This is a genomic window from Winogradskyella schleiferi (assembly GCF_013394655.1).
Lineage (GTDB): Bacteria > Bacteroidota > Bacteroidia > Flavobacteriales > Flavobacteriaceae > Winogradskyella > Winogradskyella schleiferi.
Map to the genome: position 1 here is coordinate 3,025,626 of NZ_CP053351.1, position 22,543 is coordinate 3,048,168.

The 22,543-nt window shown below is 33.1% G+C and carries 21 protein-coding genes; 5 read left to right on the forward strand and 16 right to left on the reverse strand.

Features of this window, described 5'->3' with window-relative positions; genetic code table 11:
- The first annotated feature begins 117 nt into the window (after window positions 1-117).
- Window positions 118-654, forward strand: coding sequence for a GNAT family N-acetyltransferase (locus tag HM990_RS13145; protein ID WP_178989381.1), 537 nt, complete (start codon window positions 118-120; stop codon window positions 652-654).
- A gap of 310 nt (window positions 655-964) precedes the next feature.
- On the opposite strand, the gene HM990_RS13150 is transcribed toward HM990_RS13145, so the two are convergent.
- Window positions 965-2,053, reverse strand: a complete 1,089-nt coding sequence (locus HM990_RS13150; RefSeq protein ID WP_178989382.1) for a serine hydrolase domain-containing protein — start codon at window positions 2,051-2,053, stop codon at window positions 965-967.
- 228 nt (window positions 2,054-2,281) lie between these two features.
- On the opposite strand from HM990_RS13150, the gene HM990_RS13155 reads away from it, so the two are divergent.
- Together HM990_RS13155 and HM990_RS13160 are read left to right on the forward strand one after the other, a co-directional pair.
- Window positions 2,282-3,232: a sensor histidine kinase gene (locus HM990_RS13155; RefSeq protein WP_178989383.1), complete on the forward strand. Its 951-nt coding sequence runs from the start codon at window positions 2,282-2,284 to the stop codon at window positions 3,230-3,232.
- A complete protein-coding gene (locus tag HM990_RS13160; protein WP_178989384.1) occupies window positions 3,229-3,927 on the forward strand; it encodes a LytR/AlgR family response regulator transcription factor in 699 nt (232 codons plus the stop codon). The genes HM990_RS13155 and HM990_RS13160 overlap by 4 nt, the downstream gene beginning before the upstream one ends.
- 189 nt (window positions 3,928-4,116) lie before the next feature.
- Here HM990_RS13160 and HM990_RS13165 read toward each other — a convergent pair whose 3' ends face one another.
- From HM990_RS13165 to HM990_RS13205, 9 genes are all read right to left on the reverse strand, one after another.
- On the reverse strand, window positions 4,117-4,740 hold the full coding sequence (locus tag HM990_RS13165) for a LysE family translocator (protein WP_178989385.1): 624 nt from the start codon (window positions 4,738-4,740) through the stop codon (window positions 4,117-4,119).
- Window positions 4,741-4,943: 203 nt separating this feature from the next.
- Complete coding sequence (locus HM990_RS13170) at window positions 4,944-5,627, reverse strand: uracil-DNA glycosylase family protein (RefSeq protein WP_178989386.1); 684 nt, start codon at window positions 5,625-5,627, stop codon at window positions 4,944-4,946.
- Window positions 5,627-6,349: a hypothetical protein gene (locus HM990_RS13175; protein WP_178989387.1), complete on the reverse strand. Its 723-nt coding sequence runs from the start codon at window positions 6,347-6,349 to the stop codon at window positions 5,627-5,629. The genes HM990_RS13170 and HM990_RS13175 overlap by 1 nt, the downstream gene beginning before the upstream one ends.
- A gap of 114 nt (window positions 6,350-6,463) precedes the next feature.
- Window positions 6,464-7,222: a peroxide stress protein YaaA gene (gene yaaA, locus HM990_RS13180; RefSeq protein ID WP_178989388.1), complete on the reverse strand. Its 759-nt coding sequence runs from the start codon at window positions 7,220-7,222 to the stop codon at window positions 6,464-6,466.
- Between the two features lie 106 nt (window positions 7,223-7,328).
- On the reverse strand, window positions 7,329-8,714 hold the full coding sequence (locus HM990_RS13185; protein ID WP_178989389.1) for a DUF5672 family protein: 1,386 nt from the start codon (window positions 8,712-8,714) through the stop codon (window positions 7,329-7,331).
- A gap of 1 nt (window position 8,715) precedes the next feature.
- Window positions 8,716-9,885, reverse strand: coding sequence for a glycosyltransferase family 9 protein (locus HM990_RS13190; protein WP_178989390.1), 1,170 nt, complete (start codon window positions 9,883-9,885; stop codon window positions 8,716-8,718).
- Between the two features lie 89 nt (window positions 9,886-9,974).
- Window positions 9,975-10,178 (reverse strand): hypothetical protein, encoded by a 204-nt coding sequence (locus tag HM990_RS13195; protein ID WP_178989391.1) that lies wholly within the window; start codon window positions 10,176-10,178, stop codon window positions 9,975-9,977.
- A 60-nt stretch (window positions 10,179-10,238) separates the two neighbouring features.
- On the reverse strand, window positions 10,239-11,276 hold the full coding sequence (locus tag HM990_RS13200) for an RluA family pseudouridine synthase (protein WP_178989392.1): 1,038 nt from the start codon (window positions 11,274-11,276) through the stop codon (window positions 10,239-10,241).
- A gap of 9 nt (window positions 11,277-11,285) precedes the next feature.
- Entirely contained in the window at window positions 11,286-11,834 is a 549-nt protein-coding gene (locus tag HM990_RS13205) for a PASTA domain-containing protein (protein WP_178989393.1), read from the reverse strand.
- Between the two features lie 194 nt (window positions 11,835-12,028).
- Between HM990_RS13205 and HM990_RS13210 the strand changes: the two genes are divergently transcribed.
- Together HM990_RS13210 and coaD are read left to right on the forward strand one after the other, a co-directional pair.
- The gene (locus HM990_RS13210; RefSeq protein ID WP_178991992.1) at window positions 12,029-13,024 is read left to right on the forward strand and encodes a D-alanine--D-alanine ligase; all 996 of its coding nucleotides are present in this window, start codon (window positions 12,029-12,031) and stop codon (window positions 13,022-13,024) included.
- 201 nt (window positions 13,025-13,225) lie between these two features.
- Window positions 13,226-13,684, forward strand: coding sequence for a pantetheine-phosphate adenylyltransferase (coaD, locus tag HM990_RS13215; protein ID WP_178989394.1), 459 nt, complete (start codon window positions 13,226-13,228; stop codon window positions 13,682-13,684).
- A gap of 56 nt (window positions 13,685-13,740) precedes the next feature.
- Here coaD and HM990_RS13220 read toward each other — a convergent pair whose 3' ends face one another.
- The 6 genes from HM990_RS13220 to alaS all read right to left on the reverse strand — a co-directional run bounded on the left by HM990_RS13220 (window position 13,741) and on the right by alaS (window position 22,328).
- Window positions 13,741-14,388 carry a response regulator gene (locus HM990_RS13220; RefSeq protein ID WP_178989395.1) on the reverse strand — a complete coding sequence of 216 codons (648 nt, stop codon included), beginning with the start codon at window positions 14,386-14,388 and terminating at the stop codon, window positions 13,741-13,743.
- A 44-nt stretch (window positions 14,389-14,432) separates the two neighbouring features.
- Window positions 14,433-16,370: a tetratricopeptide repeat-containing sensor histidine kinase gene (locus HM990_RS13225; RefSeq protein WP_178989396.1), complete on the reverse strand. Its 1,938-nt coding sequence runs from the start codon at window positions 16,368-16,370 to the stop codon at window positions 14,433-14,435.
- Window positions 16,371-16,580: 210 nt separating this feature from the next.
- A complete protein-coding gene (locus HM990_RS13230; protein ID WP_178989397.1) occupies window positions 16,581-17,591 on the reverse strand; it encodes a hypothetical protein in 1,011 nt (336 codons plus the stop codon).
- A gap of 155 nt (window positions 17,592-17,746) precedes the next feature.
- Complete coding sequence (locus HM990_RS13235) at window positions 17,747-18,286, reverse strand: DUF6252 family protein (RefSeq protein WP_178989398.1); 540 nt, start codon at window positions 18,284-18,286, stop codon at window positions 17,747-17,749.
- A 107-nt stretch (window positions 18,287-18,393) separates the two neighbouring features.
- The gene (locus HM990_RS13240) at window positions 18,394-19,359 is read right to left on the reverse strand and encodes a GSCFA domain-containing protein (RefSeq protein ID WP_178989399.1); all 966 of its coding nucleotides are present in this window, start codon (window positions 19,357-19,359) and stop codon (window positions 18,394-18,396) included.
- Window positions 19,360-19,712: 353 nt separating this feature from the next.
- Window positions 19,713-22,328 carry an alanine--tRNA ligase gene (alaS, locus tag HM990_RS13245; RefSeq protein WP_178989400.1) on the reverse strand — a complete coding sequence of 872 codons (2,616 nt, stop codon included), beginning with the start codon at window positions 22,326-22,328 and terminating at the stop codon, window positions 19,713-19,715.
- Window positions 22,329-22,543: the final 215 nt, after the last annotated feature.

Here is a 22,543-nt window from a genome sequence, read left to right on the forward strand (position 1 = left end):
TTAAATATTGAATGCAATATTTTTAAGGTTTTACGCTATAAAGAAATTCAATTAACTTTGTTTGACGTTATGATGCTACCAAAACACCACTAAAGACCATAGCCAAACTTAAAGACCATGAACTTTACACCTTTTCCTGAATTAGTATCAAACCGTCTTTTTCTTAGAAACATATTTCCTTCCGACCATGCAGAGCTTCTTTATCTACGTTCAGACAAGACACTTAATAAATATATTGAAAGACCTGAGCACAGACAAACAAAAACAACGGCCGACGCTATAAAATTTATAAAAGAACTTAACGAAAATATCCAAAATAACACCTCAATTGCTTGGGGAATAACCTTAAAAAACAAACCACAAATCATTGGTACTATTTGTTTATGGAATTTCTCAAAAAATAAAGCCTTTGCTGAAGTTGGTTTTGACTTGCATTCTGAATTTCAAGGAAAAGGCATTATGACTGAAGCTTTAAAGTTAATTTTAGATTTTGGGTTTAATACGCTAAAACTACATAAAATAGAAGCTTTTACACATCGCGAAAATAAAAGTTCTAAAAAGCTATTACTCAAAAATGGGTTTGATTTGATTACAGATAGAAAAGATATGGATAATGTGTGTAATGTTATCTTTGAGATTAAAAATTTAGTATAGATTCATCAAACCTTAAGCAATTGATTGCGGCTTATCTTTCTAAAATGTTTCAGCTAACTTCGTTTACTTGTGTTGAACATGTTTTATCAATAACATCCAAACACATTTAAATGATAAAAATCCACTATTACATCCTAATTATAATATTGTTATTTTTACAGGATAACAGTAACAAAAACTTGCTATATCCTGAATTATTTACGGGATATGAGTAATAAAAGTTACTATATCACGAGTTGTAGCACATTACGCGCAAAAACAGTGAATGCCTCTAGATTAGTCATTCACTGTTAAAATAAAAGAAATACAATTAGTTACTTTCATGCCATTGAGCCCAATCTTTCATACTTCCAAATAAGACATTCCTTCCATTAGAGCCATTGGTAAGTATAATAATACCAGATTTTGATTTAAAATCGAGCATGAAACCAGAATGCCAACCTTCGTTAGAACCTCCATGACCGTTCAATGTGAAATCTCCAAAACGATTCATCTCCATATAACCCATACCGTAATTTCCATTTGATATTTCAGTTGGTGCAGTTAAAAGTGAAATACTTTTTTTAGATAATACAGGGTTTCTTGAAAATGATGCTTTTGCAAATAGAATTAGATCATCTATGGTTGTATGTAAACCCGCTGCTGCTTGCGCATTAAAAAGGCGCAACGGAATTTCCTTTGCTTCTTCATCATACGCTTTAGAAGAGTTTTTTAATATCTTTTTATTGATATCGAAACTTGTATGTTTCATTTTTAAAGGCTTAAATATGTTTTTTTGCATATAATCTGCAAACGATTTACCAGTCACCTCTTCAATAACTAGTTGCAAAATAGAATAGCCTCCACCAGAATACTGCCATTTACTTTCCGGCTCCATAATAAGCTTTACGGCTTCATCTGGATTGGAAGTTCCCGATAGTGATTGCCTAATGGATGTTAATTCATTTTTAGATTCATACCCATTATAACCATGCACAGATAAACCAGCTGTATGCTGTAATAAATTTCTAATGGTTACTTTATTAGCATCAAACTCACTAGCTGGCAATTTCCACCCAGAAATATAATTGGAAGCAGGAGCGTCTAATCGAAGACTTCCTTCTTCTACTAATTTCATAATTCCCCAAGCGGTAAACATTTTTGATATAGATCCAATATTAAAGCCTGTTGCACTGCTAACAGCTTCTCCGCTTTTTATATCAGAAAATCCATATCCTTTTTTAATAATTACTTGATCATTTTTAATAACTGCGATTGCCATACCAGGCACGTTATGCTCTTTTAAAGCAATAGCTGTAGATTCATCTAAGGTTTTTTGTAGCTCCTTTTCTGCTGTCATTTGTGCATTAACGAATAAAGTAGAAAATGCCATTGTAATAAATGTAATTAAAGTTTTCATATGTTTTATGTTTTAAATTTGATGCAAACCTAGAACTGAATATTTGTGATTTAGAACTATTTTGATGAAGTACAAGTACTAAATGTTATACGTCTCTTTCTGATATTTAAAGTACCTTTATCATCTAACATGATCCGTTTGCAATATGAAAAGAGCCGTTCATAAAATAAAAGCTGTACCCTTGAATTCGCAACATAGATTTGTGTCAAAATCATAAATAAATATATCATGACACACAAAAAACTATTTAAAACATCGGCAATTGTATCAGGGATCATCCTTGTATTGATGCTGATCTTAAGAAACGCGCAAAGCGAAATTTTTACAGTACTTTCAGGATCATTAGGCTTAGTGATCTTTTATACACTTTTATATTACCTTTTTCAAACTGAAAAAATAAAATTTGGAGCGACTAATCCAACCCTAAAATATCTTTTCTTCGGAATTAGCATTCCCTTATTAGTTTACGGCGTACAAGTAACTACAGGAACGGATGGGTTTTTTAAAAACATCATTAAAATTGCCTTATTTATTGAAATGGCGTATTTAATTTTCTATTGGGTTTATAAATATCGAAGAGGTATTCAGCAATTAAAAAGTGATAAACTAGAAGCAGAATTAATGCTCTTAAAAAATCAAATAAATCCTCATTTTTTCTTTAACACCTTAAATAATTTATATTCCCTAATAAAGAAAGATGCAGATGCAGCACAAGACTACGTTTTAAAGCTATCTGATTTAATGCGATTTACTATTTACGATAGTGGTAAAGAAAGCGTAATGTTAAAAGATGAAGTTAGTTATTTAATTAACTTTATTGACTTACAAACGGCCAGATACCATAAAGATATTGATGTTAATTTTGAAAAAACGATTAAGAATTCAGATGCTAGTATAGCGCCTTTACTGTTTATCATCTTATTAGAAAACGCCTTTAAGCATGGTGTTGAAAGGGCAACTGAAAATGCATTTGTTCATGTAAAACTTATAGAAGATGATAGTAAAGTAAGTTTTGCAGTCAAGAATAATTATGATGTTGAAGACACTTCAGAAAATGAAGGCATTGGACTCAAAAACTTAAAAGATCGCTTAAATTTATTATATCCAGACACTCATAAATTGCATAATAGTATTGAAGAAAACATCTATTCAACAACATTAGAAATATATAAGAAATGATAAAATATATAATTGTAGACGATGAGACAGCCTCGCATGATAATATTAAAGATTATGCGAGTAATCTGTCGTATTTATCCTTTCAAAAAAGTTGTTATAATGCTTTTGAAGCTCTTGAGTATTTAAATAAACATTCTATTGACCTTATCTTTTTAGATATTAATATGCCTAAACTTTCTGGTTTAGAGTTTTTAAAAACACTTTCTAATCAGCCAAAGATAATCATTACCACAGCCTATGAAGAATTTGCTTTAGAAGGTTATGAGTTGAATATTGAAGATTATTTATTAAAGCCATTTAATTTTAGTCGTTTTGTAAAATCTGTTAGTAAAGTTTCTGATGCATTGGCTAATAAATCCATATCAATACAAAATTCTGAAAATAATGAAGACGCTAAAATTTTTATAAAAGAAGATAAAAAATACTATCAGATTAAGCTTAATGACATTCTATTTATAGAAGCCTATGGAAATTATGTGAAAATTAATATGGTTGACAGAATAATCGTTTCACATCAAACCTTAACATCCTTTACTCATAATTTGCCTGTAAATCAATTTATAAGAGTACATAAATCGTTTATAATTTCAATAGATAAAATTGAACTCATAGAAGGCAATAGAATCGATATTCAGAATCATAAGATTCCAATAGGCAAAATGTATAAGCTTAATGTAAATCGATTAATAAAATAAAATTTTTCAAAAACGTGCTACAACATCCGTATATAACAAATAAAAATAAGTGTCCTTTACATATTGCTACCTAGATTTTTTTATTCCCTAAGTTTATTAATTACCTTTTTAAGTTAATGCGAATGCTTATATAAAATATTACTGAAGTTCTGTTTTAAATATTTTACTTAGCAAGTGTTCGCTTTTTTATTATTTCGAAACCAAATAAATCAAGTTACCAATACCAACCACACCAGTAAGACAACCAATAATAAAATCCATTTTAGTGGCGATATACGTTAATTTATGTTCAATTTTACTTGCTACAGTCGCATAAACTGAATATAAGAAAAAGGAGCCCAAGGTAGAACCCACTGAAAAGTATAAACTATTTTTAAAAGAGTATTCAAAATACTCCAACCCTATTAAAAACGAAATTGTGGTAAAGTAAAACGGAATGGCGATCATATTTAGCGACGACATGACGATACCATGCACATAGGCTTTTGATTTGTCAATTTCAACTTTCTTTTCCTGTTTGTTGGACTTAAAGTGTAATCTAAAAAAATTGAAGGAGAGCAGAATCAATATCCCAGTACCCACTTTTTGAATCAGTGTGATGTATTCTGAATTTTCCATTAAAATACTGGAAAAATAAGCACCAATATTCGCTTGAAAGAATAACACGGTAGCATAACCACCAATGAGAAAGTAAGCCGATTTTCTGCCACTTTTTAAACTGAATTTGACAACAGTCATATTTAAAAAACTAGGTGTGATACTGCCCAAAGAAGCAACTACAAACCCTAAGAGCAAACAGGTAATTAATGTCATATAATATATCTAAACACAAATAAACAGTTTAAGGCATCAATAGTTTACTGCATTTACAATTTAATTTGGCTCGAATGGATTAGAAAATTTTCGCAAGTATTAACTTAAAAGATTTGAGAGATGAGAGGGAAATTGACGGAAGACGGATGACCGAAGACCGAAGACCGAAGACTGAGGACTGAGGACTGAGTTAAAGAAATTGACTAAAAAAATTCAGAATACTGCATCACCCTAAAATCAAAGGTGTTGAAATTGGGGTTTTTGGCCTGGAGTTGTTTGTATAAGGGCAATCTGCTAATTGAAATATTTGCTGCTCCTGAACCTGAGGTTAGAGAAACGGTTTTAATGGTTCTAACTTTTTTAGATGTTTCGCGCTGCTCAGAATGACATAAGGAGAATTTATGAATTCGTGGCACTTCATTGTTCACCAGTTCTAGTTTTAGATTGTAGTCTTTGAGATGTCTTCTAAAAAAGTATTCTGGGCCGTTTTTGCTATTGCCACCAGTAAATAAAATCGTTTCTATATGGGGAAATTGTTTTAAATAACCGACTACATCCCGTAGTTTTATATTTTGCATGCCTAAATCTGACGCATCAATTTTTTCGCGTTCTGCACTTTCTACGATGTCGCATATGCCTATTTTGTTTTCTATTAAAAACGTTTTACGTTGGTCTATGGCCTTTTGGGAATTATCGAATCGTAAATTGAGATTATGGATTTTATCTATAAACAACCACAGCGAATTATAATAGCTACCATAGCAAAAATCGACATCTTTTTCTAGTAGTTCTCCTGTAGAAAATCTTGGTGGTGGCAAGGTACCGACAATCAGTTTCTTAGTATCTTTCTGGATGAAGGGTTGGTATGGGTGTTGGTGTAAAAACATTACAAGGTTTTTAGCAAACGCTCAACCTCAACAATAGTATTTCTGTAAATACCTCTATTTGGTTTAGTCATGTTTTGGGATTCTGTATGAATTTTCTCCAGCAACGCCTTCCCTTCTTCTACACGACTATTTTCTAGATAAAATTTTGCCAATTCTAAACGTTCATTATAATTGGAATACGGTCTGTCAACTTGCTTTAATTGCACTTCTGCCTGTTCTGTTTTTCCCAATTCTTTTAAAGCCATACCGTAAAAAAATTGTTGTTCAGAACCTTTAAATTCAGTTTTGTCTTGTATGGCTTCAGCATGCTCAACCACTCTAACATAATCTTTTTGTTGAAAGTAGCACACCATCAATTGTTGCCGAGCATATAAATCATCTTGCACTGTATCTTCTAGCGTCTTCTTATAATTTACTATGGCATTTGGTATATCTCTGTTCTGCATATAAGCCTCAGCCAATTCAATTCTATTGGTATACGTATCCGAAAACTCAATCTTCTTTTCTAAATCTTTTATTTTCTTGGTAGGATTGATAATTGATGTAATTTCATTCTGAACCTTATCAGCATCATTTTTATTATACACTTGGGTAATAATATAAATTAAAGAACCGATAACAGGAATAAAAAATATAAGAAAATACCAATAATAAGGTTTATGGTTTTTATACGCATGATAAATACAAAACGCTTGAAGGGCAACAATTAAATAGTAATACATGAAAGATGGTTAGAATTTTAAATATACTAACTTTTTAAGACTCTGGAATTAAGAATTAGCAGAAACAACAAACTAAAGACTTTTCAGGTTTTAAAAACCTGAAAGGCCTGAACATTATCTCGTAAACACTAATTCATTCTCAGACGATAATTGTTCGCTAAATCCATAGTCCTCGTAATTGAACCCTTTGATATCGTCAATGGTTTTGGCATTGGTGTCAATGATATATCTCGTCATTAAGCCTCTCGCAACTTTTGCAAAAATGGCTATGATTTTATATTTACCGTTCTTAAATTCTTTAAAAGCCACGTTGACCACAGGTACTTTTAAAGCTTTTGTATCGATAACCTTAAAATATTCGTTACTCGCCAAATTTAGGAACAGTTCATCATCTTCAAGTTCCTCGTTTAAAGCCTTTGTCACTTTCTTTTTCCAGAAGTCATATAAATTCTTGTTTTTTCCGACAGCCATTTTTGTACCCATTTCCAGTCGGTAAGGTTGAATGAGATCCAAAGGTTTTAAAATGCCATATAATCCTGAAAGAATTCGGACGGTATCCTCAACTTTATCTAGTTTTTTGGTATCTATGGTATATGCATCCAAACCTCTGTAAACATCGCCATTAAAAGCGTAAATAGCCTGTCTTGAATTTTCTTTGGTAAATGGTAATTCCCATTCTTGATTGCGCTCGTAGTTTAATTCCGCCAAATTATCTGAAATGCTCATAAGCTTAGATAAACTCTTGGTGGATTTCTTTTTCAATACTTTATTTAAGCGTTCTGCTTCGGCTAGAAAGGAAGCTTCAGTAGCTTTAGTTGTTGGTAGATTAGATTCGTAATCCAATGATTTTGCTGGCGACAGTACGAGTTTCATAGAGAGGTTTTTTCTTTTTTCAAAGTTACAATTACCTATGATAGAATTCAACCTTTGTATTTTATAATTTCTATAGTAGAATATATAGAACTTATGAAGCCAATAATTAAACCATTGATTGTTCTTGTAGCACTTTCCAAGTAAAATTCAGATACAAATCACTTCTAGCCTCTAGTGGGTTTCTATTGTCATCTCTAACTATTACCATCTTTTTGTCCAGGATTTCTAGATTCCGCTCTGTATGCCTCACAAGTTTATTATGTTGTGTATGCTCAAAATACTTATGCTCTTTATGGACTATATTAGAATAGCTATACCTATAAAACTTCGTGCCAATTGCTTTTTGCAGGAAATAAAAAAAGACATCATCTTGGCCATAGGCACCAGAAAAATCTTCGTCCACTCCTTTGGTTCGCAAAAACACCTCTTTATTCATAAAAAACACGTTGAAATGAGGATCAACTTTTTTCATACCAGCATAGGTTTCAAATTTGAAGATTGAGTTTCTAGGAGGATAAAAATAAAGTAAACTCTCCAATAGATTTTCAGGAAAAAAGATGTCCAAATCCGTAACGAGAATATTTTCGGATTTGGCATATTGCACGCCTAAATTTCTTGCTCCAGGTTGATTCCACTTAATATTTTCGTTAATTCTGACCAAGGTATAATTTAAATTCACATCATCTGCAATAGTGATTGGCGCTTTAGAGCCATCATCTACAAAAACGAAATGAATTTGTTTTAATATAGTGTTATCATAACTACTGTAAATATCTATCAATTCCTTAATGGGATCATAAGTATTATCCTCTAAATAGAACTGCACGATATAAGTTATTCTAATATGGGCATGTTCTGAGTATTCCTTAAAATTGGATATGTAAGATTTATGCTTGATAGGATCAGTGTATAAATCAATATTCCAAGAGGCTATGTTGGCATTATGATATCCAAATTGCGAATCCCAAATGCCACTTTCGATACTAAATTGATGCGCTACTTCTGAAGTGGCAAATTTCATACCCTTATGTTCTAAATAGGTTTTATAGGTTCGGCAGATATGGTAATCCTCGGGATGGAAGATTTGAATTTGTGAATCTTCAGCAATAATTTTTAAAAGTTTTTTTGAGCGTAGGCTAAAACCACCGTTTCCCATTCCCCATTTTGTCGGAGCGCCTATATAATCAAAATCCAAAAAATCAGAATGCCATTGTCCAGGGTTTAAGACAAAACCGTCATACTGAATGACTAAAACATAATCGGTATCAACATAAGCATTGAGTTGCCTAATCATAAATTCGCTGTAAGCTTCAATACTTGCAATTTTCGGTATTTTTACAATGCGGTTATCATCAGATTCTAAATGGGTTAATAATTTAACGTCTTTAAAATTGAGATACTTTTGGGATACATCTGCAGCATAAATCAATCGGTCAATATCAATGCAGTCAACACCTAAGAGCGTTACATTATCAAGATTTAGAGTCTCCATCCTATTTGTTCAATGACCTTAGATTAGGAATTACCTCAAATAAATCCAGTTCAAGCATGGCTTGAAAAATGTCTCTAAACTGCTTAGGTATTTTGTCTATAATAATTTCAGTTTTAGATAAACTGTTCTTCATAAATTCAAAGCTTTCTTTATCATTAATATCAATTAAATACTCATTTTCCTTACTCTGAAAAATGATGCTATTATCTTCGAATGAAGCCGTAAATTCTGGATTAATAAGGTAAGTGCTTGTTTGCTCTACGCCCATTCTTTTGAAAAGTCGCAGTAATAGAAACAACATCTTTTTTGGAGACACTTTATTTAAACAAACCCGATCTTCACAAGCGAGAATCACGTTATAATTACATCTTTGCCCGCAATTACCTCGCTTTCCCCAAATCAATTCAACTGTTTCGGAAAATGCGCCCCAAGAACCAGGTCCTGTTGGCCCATAAATCGTCAAAATCGGAATATTAAACGCAGCTGCCAAATGTGTGATTCCAGCATCATTACCAATGTGAAAAAATGCGCCTGAAATTTCTTTGGCAACCTCATCGATACCTCCTGTTACCAAATCATAATTTAAATTTGCATTAGAAAAATAGGCTTCAGGATTTGGGTCATTCGGTCCTATTATAATCTTGGCTTTTAGTTGTGGAAAATAATCATGAATTAACTCCATTAGTTTAGCATAATAATCAATCGGCCAAGCCTTAAGTAAAAATCCAGCTCCTGGATGCACGGTGTAATACAGTTCGCCAGAAGTCGTTTTAGGAAAGTAAGGATACTTTTCTTTGGTTTTTATTAGCTCTGGAAACTTGGCTACAATACCATCTTTGTAGTGTTCAATAGAATGTTGCTTAACCTTTTTATGCGTGTGATAGGTTATTTGAGGTTTTTTCTCTAAGTCATTATGAAATTTAGGATAATTACCAAGTTCTATAACTTCATCAAAATCAGATTCATCAATTTCATTTTCATCTAATACTGAAATTCCTGGCAAATTGGCCTTAAATAACTTTACGAATCGAGGTTGGGTCGCATATGTAACATTGCTAAATTTTTGTTTCAGCATGTAAAGTGAAGGGATTGTAAAAAAAATATCTCCCATACCTCCATAACTTTTATAAACGAGAATGGAAGTCTGCTGCGTTAAGGTATTCTGGGACATAAATTGTATAAATATAAAAACTTCCTTTAGCGTAATTTAGCACATAAGGAAGTTTACTGAAATTATGTTATTAACTTAAATAAAACGTTTTAATAACCGTCGTCATAGTAACCGTCATCGTAATAGCCGTCGTCATAGTAACCATCGTCATAATAACCATCGTCATAGTAGCCATCATCAAACATTCCATCGTCGCTATCATCGGAAGTACTACAGGATACTCCTACAATACTAGCTATAGAAGTTATGAGTAGCGTTTGTCCTGTTTTTTTAATAAAGTCTCTTCTTTTCATACTAATTCTGATATATTCTCTTACAAAAATAACAATTTAATTCAATTATCATATTTTATTTTAAACGTCTGTATGCTTAGCATAATGCCGCCATTTCTCTAAACATTGTTGAATATCTTCAGGAATTTCAGATTCAAATTTCATGAATTCACCTGTGGTAGGATGCACAAATCCGAGTGTTCTGGCATGTAAGGCTTGTCTCGGCAAAATCTTGAAACAGTTATCTACAAACTGTTTGTATTTGGTAAAGGTGGTTCCTTTCAAGATACGTTCGCCTCCATAACGTTCATCATTAAATAAGGTATGTCCTATATGTTTCATGTGGACACGAATTTGGTGCGTGCGACCAGTTTCGAGTTTACAGCTCACTAAAGTGACGTAACCCAAACGCTCCAGAACTTTGTAATGGGTCACGGCTGGTTTACCTTTTTCGTCTTCGTCTTCCAAATAAACGGTGTTCTGTAACCTGTTTTTTGGATGACGGCCAATATTGCCTTCAATAGTCCCTTCTTCAGCTTCTATGTTTCCCCAAACCAACGCCACATATTCGCGTTCGCTCGTTTTTTTGGCAAACTGATTCGAAAGATGCGCCATGGCTTGTTCGGTTTTGGCAATCACCAATAATCCGCTGGTATCTTTATCGATTCTATGCACCAAACCAGGTCGTTCACTTGAGTTATTAGGAAGATTTTCGAAATGAAATATTAAAGCATTTATTAAAGTCCCGGAATAATTCCCATGTCCTGGATGTACCACCATTCCAGCGGGTTTGTTAACCACCAATAAATCATCATCCTCGTAAACCACATCTATAGGAATATCTTCTGCAATTAATAGATTTTCGTGTGGTGGATGCTCAAACTTAACGGTAATGTAGTCGTTTGGTTTTACTTTATAATTCGATTTTACAGGAACATCATTTACAAAAATACTACCATCTTTTGCCGCAGCCTGAATTTTATTCCGCGTGGCATTTTCAATGAAATTCATTAAGTATTTATCGATACGAAGTGGTTGTTGACCCTTTACGACCCTAAACGCGTGATGCTCGTATAATTCGTTGTCGTCGTCTTCGGAAATATCTGGAATATTTGGCATGGTTGTTAATTAAAGTTTACCATTTCCAACAACCAAGTCTATCTTCGATGTCAATGGCAATAATGCGCCTGGTTCTAAGGGTTTGCCTTTATGGGACATGGACATTACGCCTTCTCCAATGGCATCCTTATAAGTGATTTCTCCTATTTCAAACTCTAAAGCTTCCAATTGTGGTTTTGCCTGTCTAAATGTTCGTTTTAAGATATTTGGCACTTCAACTTTACGATAACCAGAAGGGTTTAAGATTAAATAAATTTTTCTATTTTCCTTAACCTGAGAACCTGCTTTAGGATTTTGTTCTATTACAGAAAATTTTGGGTATTTGGGATTATAATTTGCAGAATCTTGGATTTCCATAGCCAAATCGTTGTCCTTCAATTCTATTCCAACCGTTTCCAATGATTTTCCCTTTAAGTCTGGCACAATAACAAATTCGCCATGATTGGTAGAAATATTCAACCATTTTAAAATAATAAAACACAACACCACAACAGCAACAATGGCCAATGCTATTTGTTTAAAAAAAACTTTACTGGTAAGAAACTTAACAAAACTCATAAGCAAATAATTGTTGGCAAAACTAAGAAATTATAGTGGTATTATAACGTTGTACTCACAAAATACGTATGTTTTATAAATTTAGATTATGAAACATCTAATTCAAATTACAAATGCAACCAATCAAAATAAATTATACTTTTACGGTACGACTATTTTTAATTTAAAAGACACCCATATTCGTGGGCACTATGATGAAAAAAAATATTGCAATAATAATGGGTGGCTATTCTAGCGAATATAAGATTTCCCTAAAGAGTGGCAACGTAGTTTTTGATGCGCTAGATAAGGATAAATACAATGCATATCGTATTCATATTTTTAAGGACAAATGGGTTTTTGTCAATGATTTAGACGAAGAATTTGACGTTGATAAAAATGATTTTTCGGTTTTGGTAAATGAAACCAAAATAGCGTTCGATTGTGTCTTTAATGCCATTCATGGCTCGCCTGGTGAAGATGGTTTTATGCAAGGTTATTTTGAATTATTAGGCATCCCGCAAACCAGTTGCTCAATGTACCAAGCGGCATTGACGTTTAATAAGCGTGATTTGCTGGCGACTTTAAAACCCTATGGCATTAAAACGGCTGAAAGCTACCCGCTTAACCTTGGCGATTCCGTTGATGAAGATGCGATTATCGCTAAAGTGGGCTTACCTTGTTTTGTAAAGGCCAACAAAGCTGGAAGTAGTTTTGGAATTTCCAAGGTGTATAAAAAAGAAGCGCTTCAGGCTGCGATTGACAATTCATTTAAAGAAGATAACGAAATCATCATCGAACAATTTTTAGATGGTGTTGAAGTGTCGGTTGGTGTTATTTCCTATAAAGGCGAAACACTTGTTTTACCCATTACCGAAATCGTTTCTGAAAACGATTTTTTTGATTATCAAGCTAAATATGAAGGCAAATCACAAGAGATTACACCTGCAAGAATTTCTGAAGATTATGCGACTAAAGTGACATCCGAAGCGAAAAAAATTTATGAAATTCTAAAAATGAAAGGCTTTTCCAGAAGTGAATTTATCTTTAAAAATGATGAACCTTATTTGCTTGAAGTGAACACTGTTCCTGGTTTAACTAAAGAAAGCATTTTACCTCAACAAGCCGCAAAAGCTGGTATTAGCTTGAAGGATTTGTTTGGAAGTGCGATAGAAGCCTCCCTTAAACCCTCCAAAGAAGGGAAACCGTAACTATTGATGATTTTTGATTTACGATTTTTGAATTCTCACAAAGTCGTAAAAAGTCAAGTTGCTATAAAAATTGAATAAGGTTAACTATCCAATTCTGAACCATGAATCCTGAAACTTAAATTCAATTGATTAATCTGTATCTTTGTTAAAGAATTTGATAAACTAGATTCTCATTTTTATGGGATCGACAAAAAATTGTGGATGAAACGAGCATTATTCCCAGGATCTTTTGATCCTATTACAAATGGACATTACGATATTATAAAGCGTGGCATTAAATTGTTTGATGAAGTAGTCGTTGCCATTGGTATTAATGCCGAAAAAAAATACATGTTTCCTTTAGATGAACGAAAAGCTTTTATTAAGAAATCGTTTGAAAATGAGCCTAAAGTAAAAGTCGTCACCTATGAAGGGTTGACCATCGATTTTTGTGACAAAATTGATGCACAATTTATTCTTAGAGGACTAAGAAATCCTGCTGATTTTGAATTTGAAAAAGCGATTGCCCATACCAATAGAAAGTTGTCTAAAATTGAAACCGTATTCTTATTGACAGCTGCCAAAACCTCTTTTATTTCGTCTTCAATTGTTAGAGATGTAATTAGAAATCATGGCGATTATACGCAACTCGTTCCTGATAGCGTTAGGATTGATAAATAAATTCTTATATAAATCATTGAAGCAAATAGAACATTTCAAAGCAAAAAAACAGGCAGTTAAATAATATTATTGCGTCGCGCTTTTTGAACGGCTTCCAACTTATTATGCACCTGAAGTTTGCGATACATGTTTTCTATATGTTTTCTTATGGTTCCCGTTGAAAGAATGAGGTTTTCTGCAATGGCATTATAACTTAAACCTTTACTCAACTGTTCCAAGACATCGATTTCGCGTTCGGTAAGTTTTATTTGCTCTTTTTCTTCTTTATTTTCAACAAATGGATTTCGTAATAACTTTAAAGTTTTTAAAGCAATTGAAGGATTCATGGCTGCACCACCATTTAAGGTGTCCAAAATACCGGAATGTAAATCACCTGCATTGATTTCCTTTAATAAATAGCCATCGGCTCCTGCTTTAATGGCATTAAAAATGTTTTCGTCGTTATCAAATACGGTGAGCATTATAATTTTTATTTGTGGATATTTTTGCTTCACTTTTTCTGTAGCTTCAATACCATTTAAGGTTGGCATTTCAATATCCATCAAAATTAAATCCACATTATTGTTTTCATCGAGTTTTTCCAACAGGTCCAAACCATTCGAAGCATTAAACTTCACTTCTAAATCCTCAAAAAAAGACAACTTCTCCTCTACCGTTTTTATGAGGAAGTTATTATCATCTACTATGGCAATTTTTGTTTTCATATTCATTTCCCATTTAAAAGTGTTCCATTGAATTTAATCTTAGTTTATAAATTGAGGGAAATTGTTGTGCCCCTGTTTTTACCCGATCTTACAATTAAGTTGCCATTCATTTCCATGGCTCTTTTTTTCATGTTTTGGATGCCATTGCCTAATGCCACTTTAGTTTCATCAAACCCTTTTCCATCGTCTGTAATCTCAATTTGCATTTGTTTATTAACTTTACTAATAACGATATTTATATCAGAAGCTTCTGCATATTTGAGTGTATTGTTAATGGCTTCTTGAATGATTCTATAAATATTCATGCCTTCTATGGAGGTAAATGTTTTATTAATTCCATCTTCAACCTTGAAATTGAAGGTAATATTATGAGACGCTAAATCGGCTTTATCGATGAAGTTTGAAATTCTGATTTGTAAATCTTCAAATGTAATTTCACTTTTATTCATGGCCCAAATCGTATCTCTGAGCTCATAAATGGTGCTTGATGCAAAATTGCTAATGGTACTGAGTTTTGTATTTAATTTTTCATCTTTAATCTCAAAAGCATATTTTAAATTATCAATAGATGAAATTATAAATGTGAGTTGAGCTCCAATATTATCATGTAAATCCCTACTTATTCTTAATCGCTGTTCCTGTAGTTTGTTTTGGGTTTCAATTCTGATTAATGCATCTTTAAGTTCATTTTCCTTTTGTAACTGTTTGTTTTTTAATTCTTGCTGCTTATAGATGAGGTAACCAATGACACTTAAAATAACGGCCAAACCAATTAGTCCGAATATCTGATAATTCCGTTCTTGAATGATTAGATCACTTTCAGCAATTTTGGCGCGTTGCAAAAGAATCTCGGTTTCTTTTTTTTCGGTTTCGTATTTAATCTCTAAATCCGCAATTTTTTCCGCATTTGTTTCTGAAAAAATAGAATCTTTTAAGTTTGTAAATTTGGATCTATGCGCTCTTGCCATTTCAAAATCATCTAACATATAGTGGCTTTCTGCACTTGTTAGATAAAGGTCTGCAGCAACCAATTCGGTTTCGGGATATTTTTCAACCAGCGAAAACCCTTTATTTAAATACATTTTTGCCAATTTTGGTTGATTGGTTTCATTGTATAGGGTCGCTATATTATTGTAAGTGGATAAAAGGCTTTTTTCATCTGCATTATAGCCTTCGGCTCTTTCCAACGCTTTTAAATAGGTTTGTAAGGCTAATTCTAGCTCATTTTTTTCAGAGTAGGCATTTGCTAAATTATCCAAAAGCCGATAATACTCCATTAAATTTTCTTTTCGTTTGGCCAATGCTATACCTTTTTTGTAGGTAGAAATGGCTTCGTCAATTCTTCCTAAGTCCTTTAGGTTGATGCCAATATTATTTAATGAGGCGATTTGCTCATTTTCCATATTATATTTTTCCCGAACGACTAATGCTTTTTTGTGATAGTCCAAAGCCTTTTCGTTCAGGTTCATTTCTTGGTATATGAGCCCTATATTATTTAAGGATGATGCCGAAGCCCTTTCACTCTCTAAGTCTTCATTGATTTTGAGGGCTTGAAAAAAATAATCCAAAGCGATATTGTAGTTTCCCCTGTTCCAATTGAACATTCCAAGATTATTGATGCACATGGTTTCAATTTTTTTAAATCCATGCTTCCGACTCATCTTCAGTGCCTTTTCAAAATAATATCGCGCAGAATCACTTTTCCCCATTACATCCATGTAAATACCATGTGTATTGGTAAGTTCGGTCATTCCAAATTGGAATTTCGCAGTTTCTGCCAAATCCTTGCCTTCCTTAATAACGGCAACAGCTTTTTTTGTATCTCTAAAAATATAACTAAAGGCAATTTTGTTGTACAGTTTTATTTTTGCGGAATCGTTTTTAGTGTTCTTGGCAACGGTTAAAAGACTATCTAAGTTTTGGGAAAACCCTAATAATGAAAAAAGACAAATTAAGACACTGAGGATTAGTTTTGCATTCATATTGAAACATAAAAAAAACATCAAGTACATTCTGTGTTTTAAAACAGAAAAAATATCTGATGCTTTTCTTGAAATATTGATTAATAGCATTTTAATATAAAAAGATATTTTCATCCTGCGATGTTTTTTCGATAAATTGAAGTTTTAAAAGATTAAGCGCAACTATCAATAACTGCGCTTGATTAAAAAAACGAATCTTAACAATGAGATTTATCGCCTCGACTTATCTAAGGCTATGAATTTTTTCATCCCTGTAATTAAATCATCATACATTCTTGAAGTTACTGTATCCAATCCTTCTAAATACCACTCCTCAAAATTCCCACTTTTTTTATCCAATTCCGCAATTTCAAATGGTTCTACTTCAAAGTAAACTGAACTGAAGCTTAAGCCGTCACGATATTTATTCATCATCCCTGCTCCTATTACCCCTTTAAATTCTTTGCCTGTATCATCATCAATTGGTCCAACTAATGCTGTTTCTATACCGTGGAGCACCAAACTTCTACCTCGTTTCTCTAAACTCACATTAATGGTGATTACTAGTACGGCATCCAATTCTAGATCTTGCGCTATTAATCCTACTGAAGCAGGTGCTTTAAAGTCTGACGAAACTAATTTCGCGCTTAAAGGATAAAATTCATATCCCGTAGCAGACAACGAACCTTGAACTTCTAAATCTTTCTTAGTGAAAAATTTATTCAATTTTTGTAAGGACTTAGAGAGACCGCTTAATTCAACTTTATTTACACCTTCTTTATAAATATTTGTTTTTTCTTCATTAGTTAAGTAGTCTTTTGGTTCTAATAAAGAAATGTTTTCTTCCTTAAATTTAGTTTTTAAAATAGGCAACATATTATCAAGAAACTTGTCTGCAACAATATTACTTCCTGAAGCTGTTAAATAGTTTTTTGAAAACAAGGTGGTATTTCCTATTTTACTTGATGTAGTTATAGATTTATCCCAAATCTGCATCGTCAAGACCCCAATTTTTTTCGGGTTAGGTAAATTATCTTCAGATAATAAATCTGTATTTAATAACCCTTTTAGCTGGTCAATCCAGGTACTATTGTTTTTATAGCTTTTAACTAACTTATCCCATTTTCTGTCTTTCAATTCTGCTAAATCTTGCATAGATTTTTGTGCGTTGATCGGGCTTGACATTCCTAAAAAAAATATAGCTAAAGCTGTAAAAAGTAGTTTTTTATATAATGATTTCATAAGAATTGTATTTTAATATTGAATTTTTTCGCCCAAAATGATAGTCATAATAAAGTTGTTAAAAATTTTGAGCCAAAAGAAAAGCTGCATTCTTAACGAATGCAAGCTTCGCTAATTTTTAAATTTGAGTTTTCTGACCTTTCTTCTAAACTTTCTTAGTTAGTAACTTGCTTCTGTAAATCAAACGATCCATCAGTAATTGTTTTCAAGGACTGATCTCCATTGACATTTTTACAGGTAAATTCAAAAGTCCCTTTGATATTGGTATCTGTTTCCTCTGAAATACTTATAGAGCCAACGGATAAATTCTCATAAGGTGCTTGCCATATTTCTGTGGTGGAATTTTGTGGATTACTTAAATTGACATCGGTTTCCGTATAGGATGCCACATTAACTCCTGTGCTTATTGAACCATCAAAATCATAAGTACCAACGCCACTATAACCGAAAATAGTAAACGAAAAAGCATTGCCATCGCTATTAGTGGCTATGATTATAAGATTTTGTCCATTATTAGCTAAAGTTGCAGAAGACGAAATCTCCATTGATTGATAATTTGCGCCATCTACGTTAGCAACTAAAGTTCCTGAAGGTGCACTGCCTACACCTCCTCCGTCGTCATCTGAAGAACATGATGTGAATGTTACTAATGAAACTGTCATTACAAATAACATGATTTGGTTGAATTTTCTCATTTTTTAATAATTTAAAGATTAATAATGAGACAAATTTGCACAATAAGTTAAAGCCAAAACATACGATGAATTGCGTATATTTTTATAACTATTTGATTTTGTTTATTTTAAAACGAAATGTGAGGATGTTTTATACGTAAATCATCAATTTCTGACTGTAGTTTAGTCAGAAAATCTTGATGTGCTTGCGAAGTTGGATTAAAAGGTCGGTGCGCTTTTCTTGCTTGAATTGAAGCCACTTTCCCTGAAGTCTTTATAGCCTCTTCACTGATCCAAACACCTTTAAATTTTTCCCAGATATAATCTATCGCAACGTCGTTTGGATGCAACATATCAGCATTATAAAATCGATAATCTCTTAATTCGTCCATCATAATCTCATAAGACGGAAAATAGTAAGATTGACGATTCACAATTGAAGATTTTTGATTTAGCAACTCATGCACAGCAGCAATTAAATGCGCTTTACTTAATGTATTTTCTACATAGCCATCCTTAATGTGTCTTACTGGCGACACCGTAAAAATAAAATTCACATTGGGATTAATATCTCGCACTAACGTGATAATTGCTTCTAACGATTCTGTAATTTCTTCAATCGAAAGCAACTCTTTTAAAAACTGTTTTTGTGGTAATTTATGACAATTGGCAATAATTCTATCAGTTGCTACATGTCTGTAAACCCAACTTGTTCCTAGAGTTACTATGACATGACTTGCATTAATGAGTTGATTGTAAGTCACATCAATTTGAGAATTAAGCGTTTCTAATAAATCTTTTTTGGAAGCTTTATTTAATTTAGAATGCACATCTAAACAGCTCCATTGTTCATTCTGAAAGTGTAAATCGTCTTCAGAATAATAGTCTTTATTTATGGAACGAGTAATTAGTTGTTCAATTGCTAAAGGATGAAATAATATTCCGAAAGGATTGAGTTTAGTTTGAAACTTGAAATAGTTGAACTTCTCTCCAATATTTTCTGAAAAGCATGAGCCTAGTAGTACAATCTTAGAGTTGTAATCTATTTGATTGTGCCGTTGTGGCTTGAATGGTATTTTTGTTTGTAAATTCATTTTCTCGCAAAGGCGCAGAGACGCAAAGGCTTACTCTTGTAAAATAAAAAATGGTTTCTTATTTATTAAAAAAATGGCCTACTATTATTGATGCTTTTTTCGTTCTGTCTTAATGGGTTTAAGAGATTTTCATTTGAAAGTTAATAATAATTATTCATTTCCTTTATATGAATCTTTTTTCTCGCCATACCCAAAGTATTCGGCAGCAGAGACGCAAAGGCTTACTCAGACTCAAAAAACCCAAAATATCTTAAACTTGACTTCTTTCAATTCTAAAAATATCTTTTTCCCCACGATTCCGCAACAGTACACACATAACGCTTTGCGACTTCGCGCCTTTGCGAGCCTTATTTTTAACTTAAATAATCCTTACTAGCCGCCAAAGCAGCTTCAATTCCAGAAGGATTCTTACCTCCAGCTGTGGCAAAGAAAGGCTGTCCACCACCACCACCTTGGATATGTTTACCTAGCTCTCTAACAATTGTTCCAGCGTTTAGACCTTTACTGGCCACTAATTCTTTAGAAATATAACATGACAATATTGCTTTACCGTCATTCTCTGCTCCAAATAACAAGAAAAGATTATCAAACTGACTTCCCATTTCAAAACAGACATCTTTTATTCCATTGGCATCCAAATCGAGCTTCTTAGCTAAAAACTGAATACCATTTATTTCGGTTAACTCATTCTTTAGTTCGCCTTTTATATTTTTCGCCTTATCTTTTAATAAACCTTCTATTTGTTTTTTCAGGTCACTGTTTTCCTCTTGAAGTTGCTCTAAAGCTTTAACGGGTTCTTTAGCATTGTTCAACAAGCCCTTCATTTCGAGATAAGCCGAATTGTTTTCAGAGAAATAATCTCGTACAGCTCTGTTTGTAATCGCTTCGATTCGTCTTATACCTGCTGCAACAGCACCTTCAGAGACAATCTTAAAATGCCAAATATCAGAAGTGTTCTTTACATGAATTCCGCCACACAACTCTATAGACTTTCCAAAACGAATCGTTCGTACAGTATCTCCATATTTTTCCCCAAATAATGCCATCGCGCCTTCTTCCATGGCCTTTTCCATTGGAATATTGCGTTGTTCTTCCAATGGTAATTTCCATTCAATTCGGGCATTGACAAAATCTTCAATTTCTTGTAACTGTTCTGGTGTGACTTTAGAAAAATGTGAAAAATCAAATCGAAGTGATTTTGGTTTTACCAAGGAGCCTTTCTGCTCCACATGGTCTCCTAAAACAGTTCTCAAGGCTTGGTGTAATAAATGGGTCGCTGTATGATTGCTAGACGATAAGGCTCTATGCTCACTACTTACAACAGCTTTAAAACTTTCATTGAGATGCTTAGGTAAGTTTTTACACAGATGGATAATCACATTATTTTCCTTCTTGGTATCTAAAATATAAACCACATCACCATGAGCATCTTGTAGAAATCCCTTATCTCCAATTTGTCCACCACCTTCAGGATAAAATGGTGTTAAATTGAACACCAATTGGTACATTTCTCCGTCTTTTTTAGAAGTCACTTTTCTATATCTCGTAATTTTCACGTTGGCTTCTAAAGTATCGTAACCAATAAATTCTTCAACATCATCTTCGATTAAAATAGTCCAATCTTCGGTTGAAGTTTCACTTGCCGATCGCGATCTGTCTTTTTGTTTTTGTAATTCCTTATTAAATCCTTTTTCATCTAACTTTAAATTCTTTTCAGATAAAATTAAAGCTGTCAAATCAATAGGAAAACCATAAGTATCATACAACTCAAAAGCCTTTTCGCCAAAAACGGTATCTCCTTTTGTGTCTTCAACAATACGGTTCAGTAATACCAAACCTTGATCCAAAGTTCTTAAAAATGAGGCTTCTTCTTCTTTAATGACGTTTTCAATCAATGCTTTTTGAGCTCTCAATTCAGGAAATGCCTCGCCTATTTTTTTACTCAATACATCCACTAATCGATATATAAATGGTTCTTTTTTATCTAAAAACGTAAACCCATAACGGACTGCTCTACGCAAAATTCTACGAATCACATAACCTGCACCTGTATTGCTTGGCAATTGCCCATCTGCAATAGAAAAAGCAACAGCTCGCACATGATCTGAAATCACACGGATGGCGATATCAATTTCGTCATTGATTCCATATTTTTTATCCGTAATCGTCTCAATTTCACGAATAATCGGAGTAAAAACATCGGTATCATAATTACTTTGAACACCTTGCAAAACCATACACAAACGTTCAAATCCCATTCCTGTATCGATATGCTTATTTGGCAATGGCTCTAACGATTTATTCGCTTTACGATTGTATTGCATAAAGACCAAATTCCATACTTCAACCACATGTGGATGATCCCTATTAATTAAAGTCTTGCCATCAACCGTTGCTTTTTCTTCAACCGAACGAATATCGACATGGATTTCGCTACAAGGGCCACAAGGACCTTGATCGCCCATTTCCCAGAAATTGTCTTTTTTATTACCTTTTAAAATACGATCTTCAGAAATATACTGCTTCCAAATATCATAAGCTTCGGTATCCATTTCAAGCTTATCGTCATCATCACTACCTTCAAAAACAGTGACATAAAGGATATCCTTGTCTATACCATAAACTTCAGTCAGTAATTCCCATGCCCAAGCAATGGCTTCCTTCTTAAAATAATCGCCAAAACTCCAGTTGCCCAACATTTCGAAAAGGGTATGGTGATAAGTATCGTATCCTACTTCCTCTAAATCATTGTGCTTTCCAGAAACCCGTAAACATTTCTGCGAATCTGCAATTCTATTCTTTTTTGGTTCTGCATTTCCTAAAAAATACTCTTTAAAAGGTGCCATTCCAGAATTAACAAACATTAAGGTTGGGTCATCCTTCAATACCATTGGAGCAGAAGGCACAATAAGATGTTGTTTTCCTTCAAAGAAGTTTAAAAATTTAGAACGGATGTCTTGAGACTTCATATATTGAAATTAGAGCTTGTTATTAATTAATTGCCAAAAATGCAAAACAATTTTTTATCTTTACTCACCAATCCCTCAATTTAGATTTTGGTGTTCGTGAACCTCCAAATTAACTACATTAAAATATAATGTGATATTATTTTTGTAGGTTTGGACGTTAAGCTAATAAAAGTCGCTTGCTTTGTGCGCTTATTAGCTGCAAAAATAGTATAAAT

Bases quoted from the DNA above. Each gene is read 5' to 3' on its own strand.
- HM990_RS13165 (WP_178989385.1), bottom strand. From the start codon at position 4,740: ATGACATTAATTACCTGTTTGCTCTTAGGGTTTGTAGTTGCTTCTTTG.
- HM990_RS13235 (WP_178989398.1), bottom strand. From the start codon at position 18,286: ATGAGAAAATTCAACCAAATCATGTTATTTGTAATGACAGTTTCATTA.
- HM990_RS13205 (WP_178989393.1), bottom strand. From the start codon at position 11,834: ATGAGTTTTGTTAAGTTTCTTACCAGTAAAGTTTTTTTTAAACAAATA.
- HM990_RS13160 (WP_178989384.1), top strand. From the start codon at position 3,229: ATGATAAAATATATAATTGTAGACGATGAGACAGCCTCGCATGATAAT.
- HM990_RS13240 (WP_178989399.1), bottom strand. From the start codon at position 19,359: ATGAATTTACAAACAAAAATACCATTCAAGCCACAACGGCACAATCAA.
- HM990_RS13190 (WP_178989390.1), bottom strand. From the start codon at position 9,885: ATGTCCCAGAATACCTTAACGCAGCAGACTTCCATTCTCGTTTATAAA.
- HM990_RS13175 (WP_178989387.1), bottom strand. From the start codon at position 6,349: ATGTATTACTATTTAATTGTTGCCCTTCAAGCGTTTTGTATTTATCAT.
- alaS (WP_178989400.1), bottom strand. From the start codon at position 22,328: ATGAAGTCTCAAGACATCCGTTCTAAATTTTTAAACTTCTTTGAAGGA.
- HM990_RS13210 (WP_178991992.1), top strand. From the start codon at position 12,029: ATGAAAAAAAATATTGCAATAATAATGGGTGGCTATTCTAGCGAATAT.
- HM990_RS13170 (WP_178989386.1), bottom strand. From the start codon at position 5,627: ATGTTTTTACACCAACACCCATACCAACCCTTCATCCAGAAAGATACT.
- HM990_RS13220 (WP_178989395.1), bottom strand. From the start codon at position 14,388: ATGAAAACAAAAATTGCCATAGTAGATGATAATAACTTCCTCATAAAA.
- coaD (WP_178989394.1), top strand. From the start codon at position 13,226: ATGAAACGAGCATTATTCCCAGGATCTTTTGATCCTATTACAAATGGA.
- HM990_RS13155 (WP_178989383.1), top strand. From the start codon at position 2,282: ATGACACACAAAAAACTATTTAAAACATCGGCAATTGTATCAGGGATC.
- HM990_RS13195 (WP_178989391.1), bottom strand. From the start codon at position 10,178: ATGAAAAGAAGAGACTTTATTAAAAAAACAGGACAAACGCTACTCATA.
- HM990_RS13185 (WP_178989389.1), bottom strand. From the start codon at position 8,714: ATGGAGACTCTAAATCTTGATAATGTAACGCTCTTAGGTGTTGACTGC.
- yaaA (WP_178989388.1), bottom strand. From the start codon at position 7,222: ATGAAACTCGTACTGTCGCCAGCAAAATCATTGGATTACGAATCTAAT.
- HM990_RS13230 (WP_178989397.1), bottom strand. From the start codon at position 17,591: ATGAAATCATTATATAAAAAACTACTTTTTACAGCTTTAGCTATATTT.
- HM990_RS13150 (WP_178989382.1), bottom strand. From the start codon at position 2,053: ATGAAAACTTTAATTACATTTATTACAATGGCATTTTCTACTTTATTC.
- HM990_RS13145 (WP_178989381.1), top strand. From the start codon at position 118: ATGAACTTTACACCTTTTCCTGAATTAGTATCAAACCGTCTTTTTCTT.
- HM990_RS13200 (WP_178989392.1), bottom strand. From the start codon at position 11,276: ATGCCAAATATTCCAGATATTTCCGAAGACGACGACAACGAATTATAC.
- HM990_RS13225 (WP_178989396.1), bottom strand. From the start codon at position 16,370: ATGAATGCAAAACTAATCCTCAGTGTCTTAATTTGTCTTTTTTCATTA.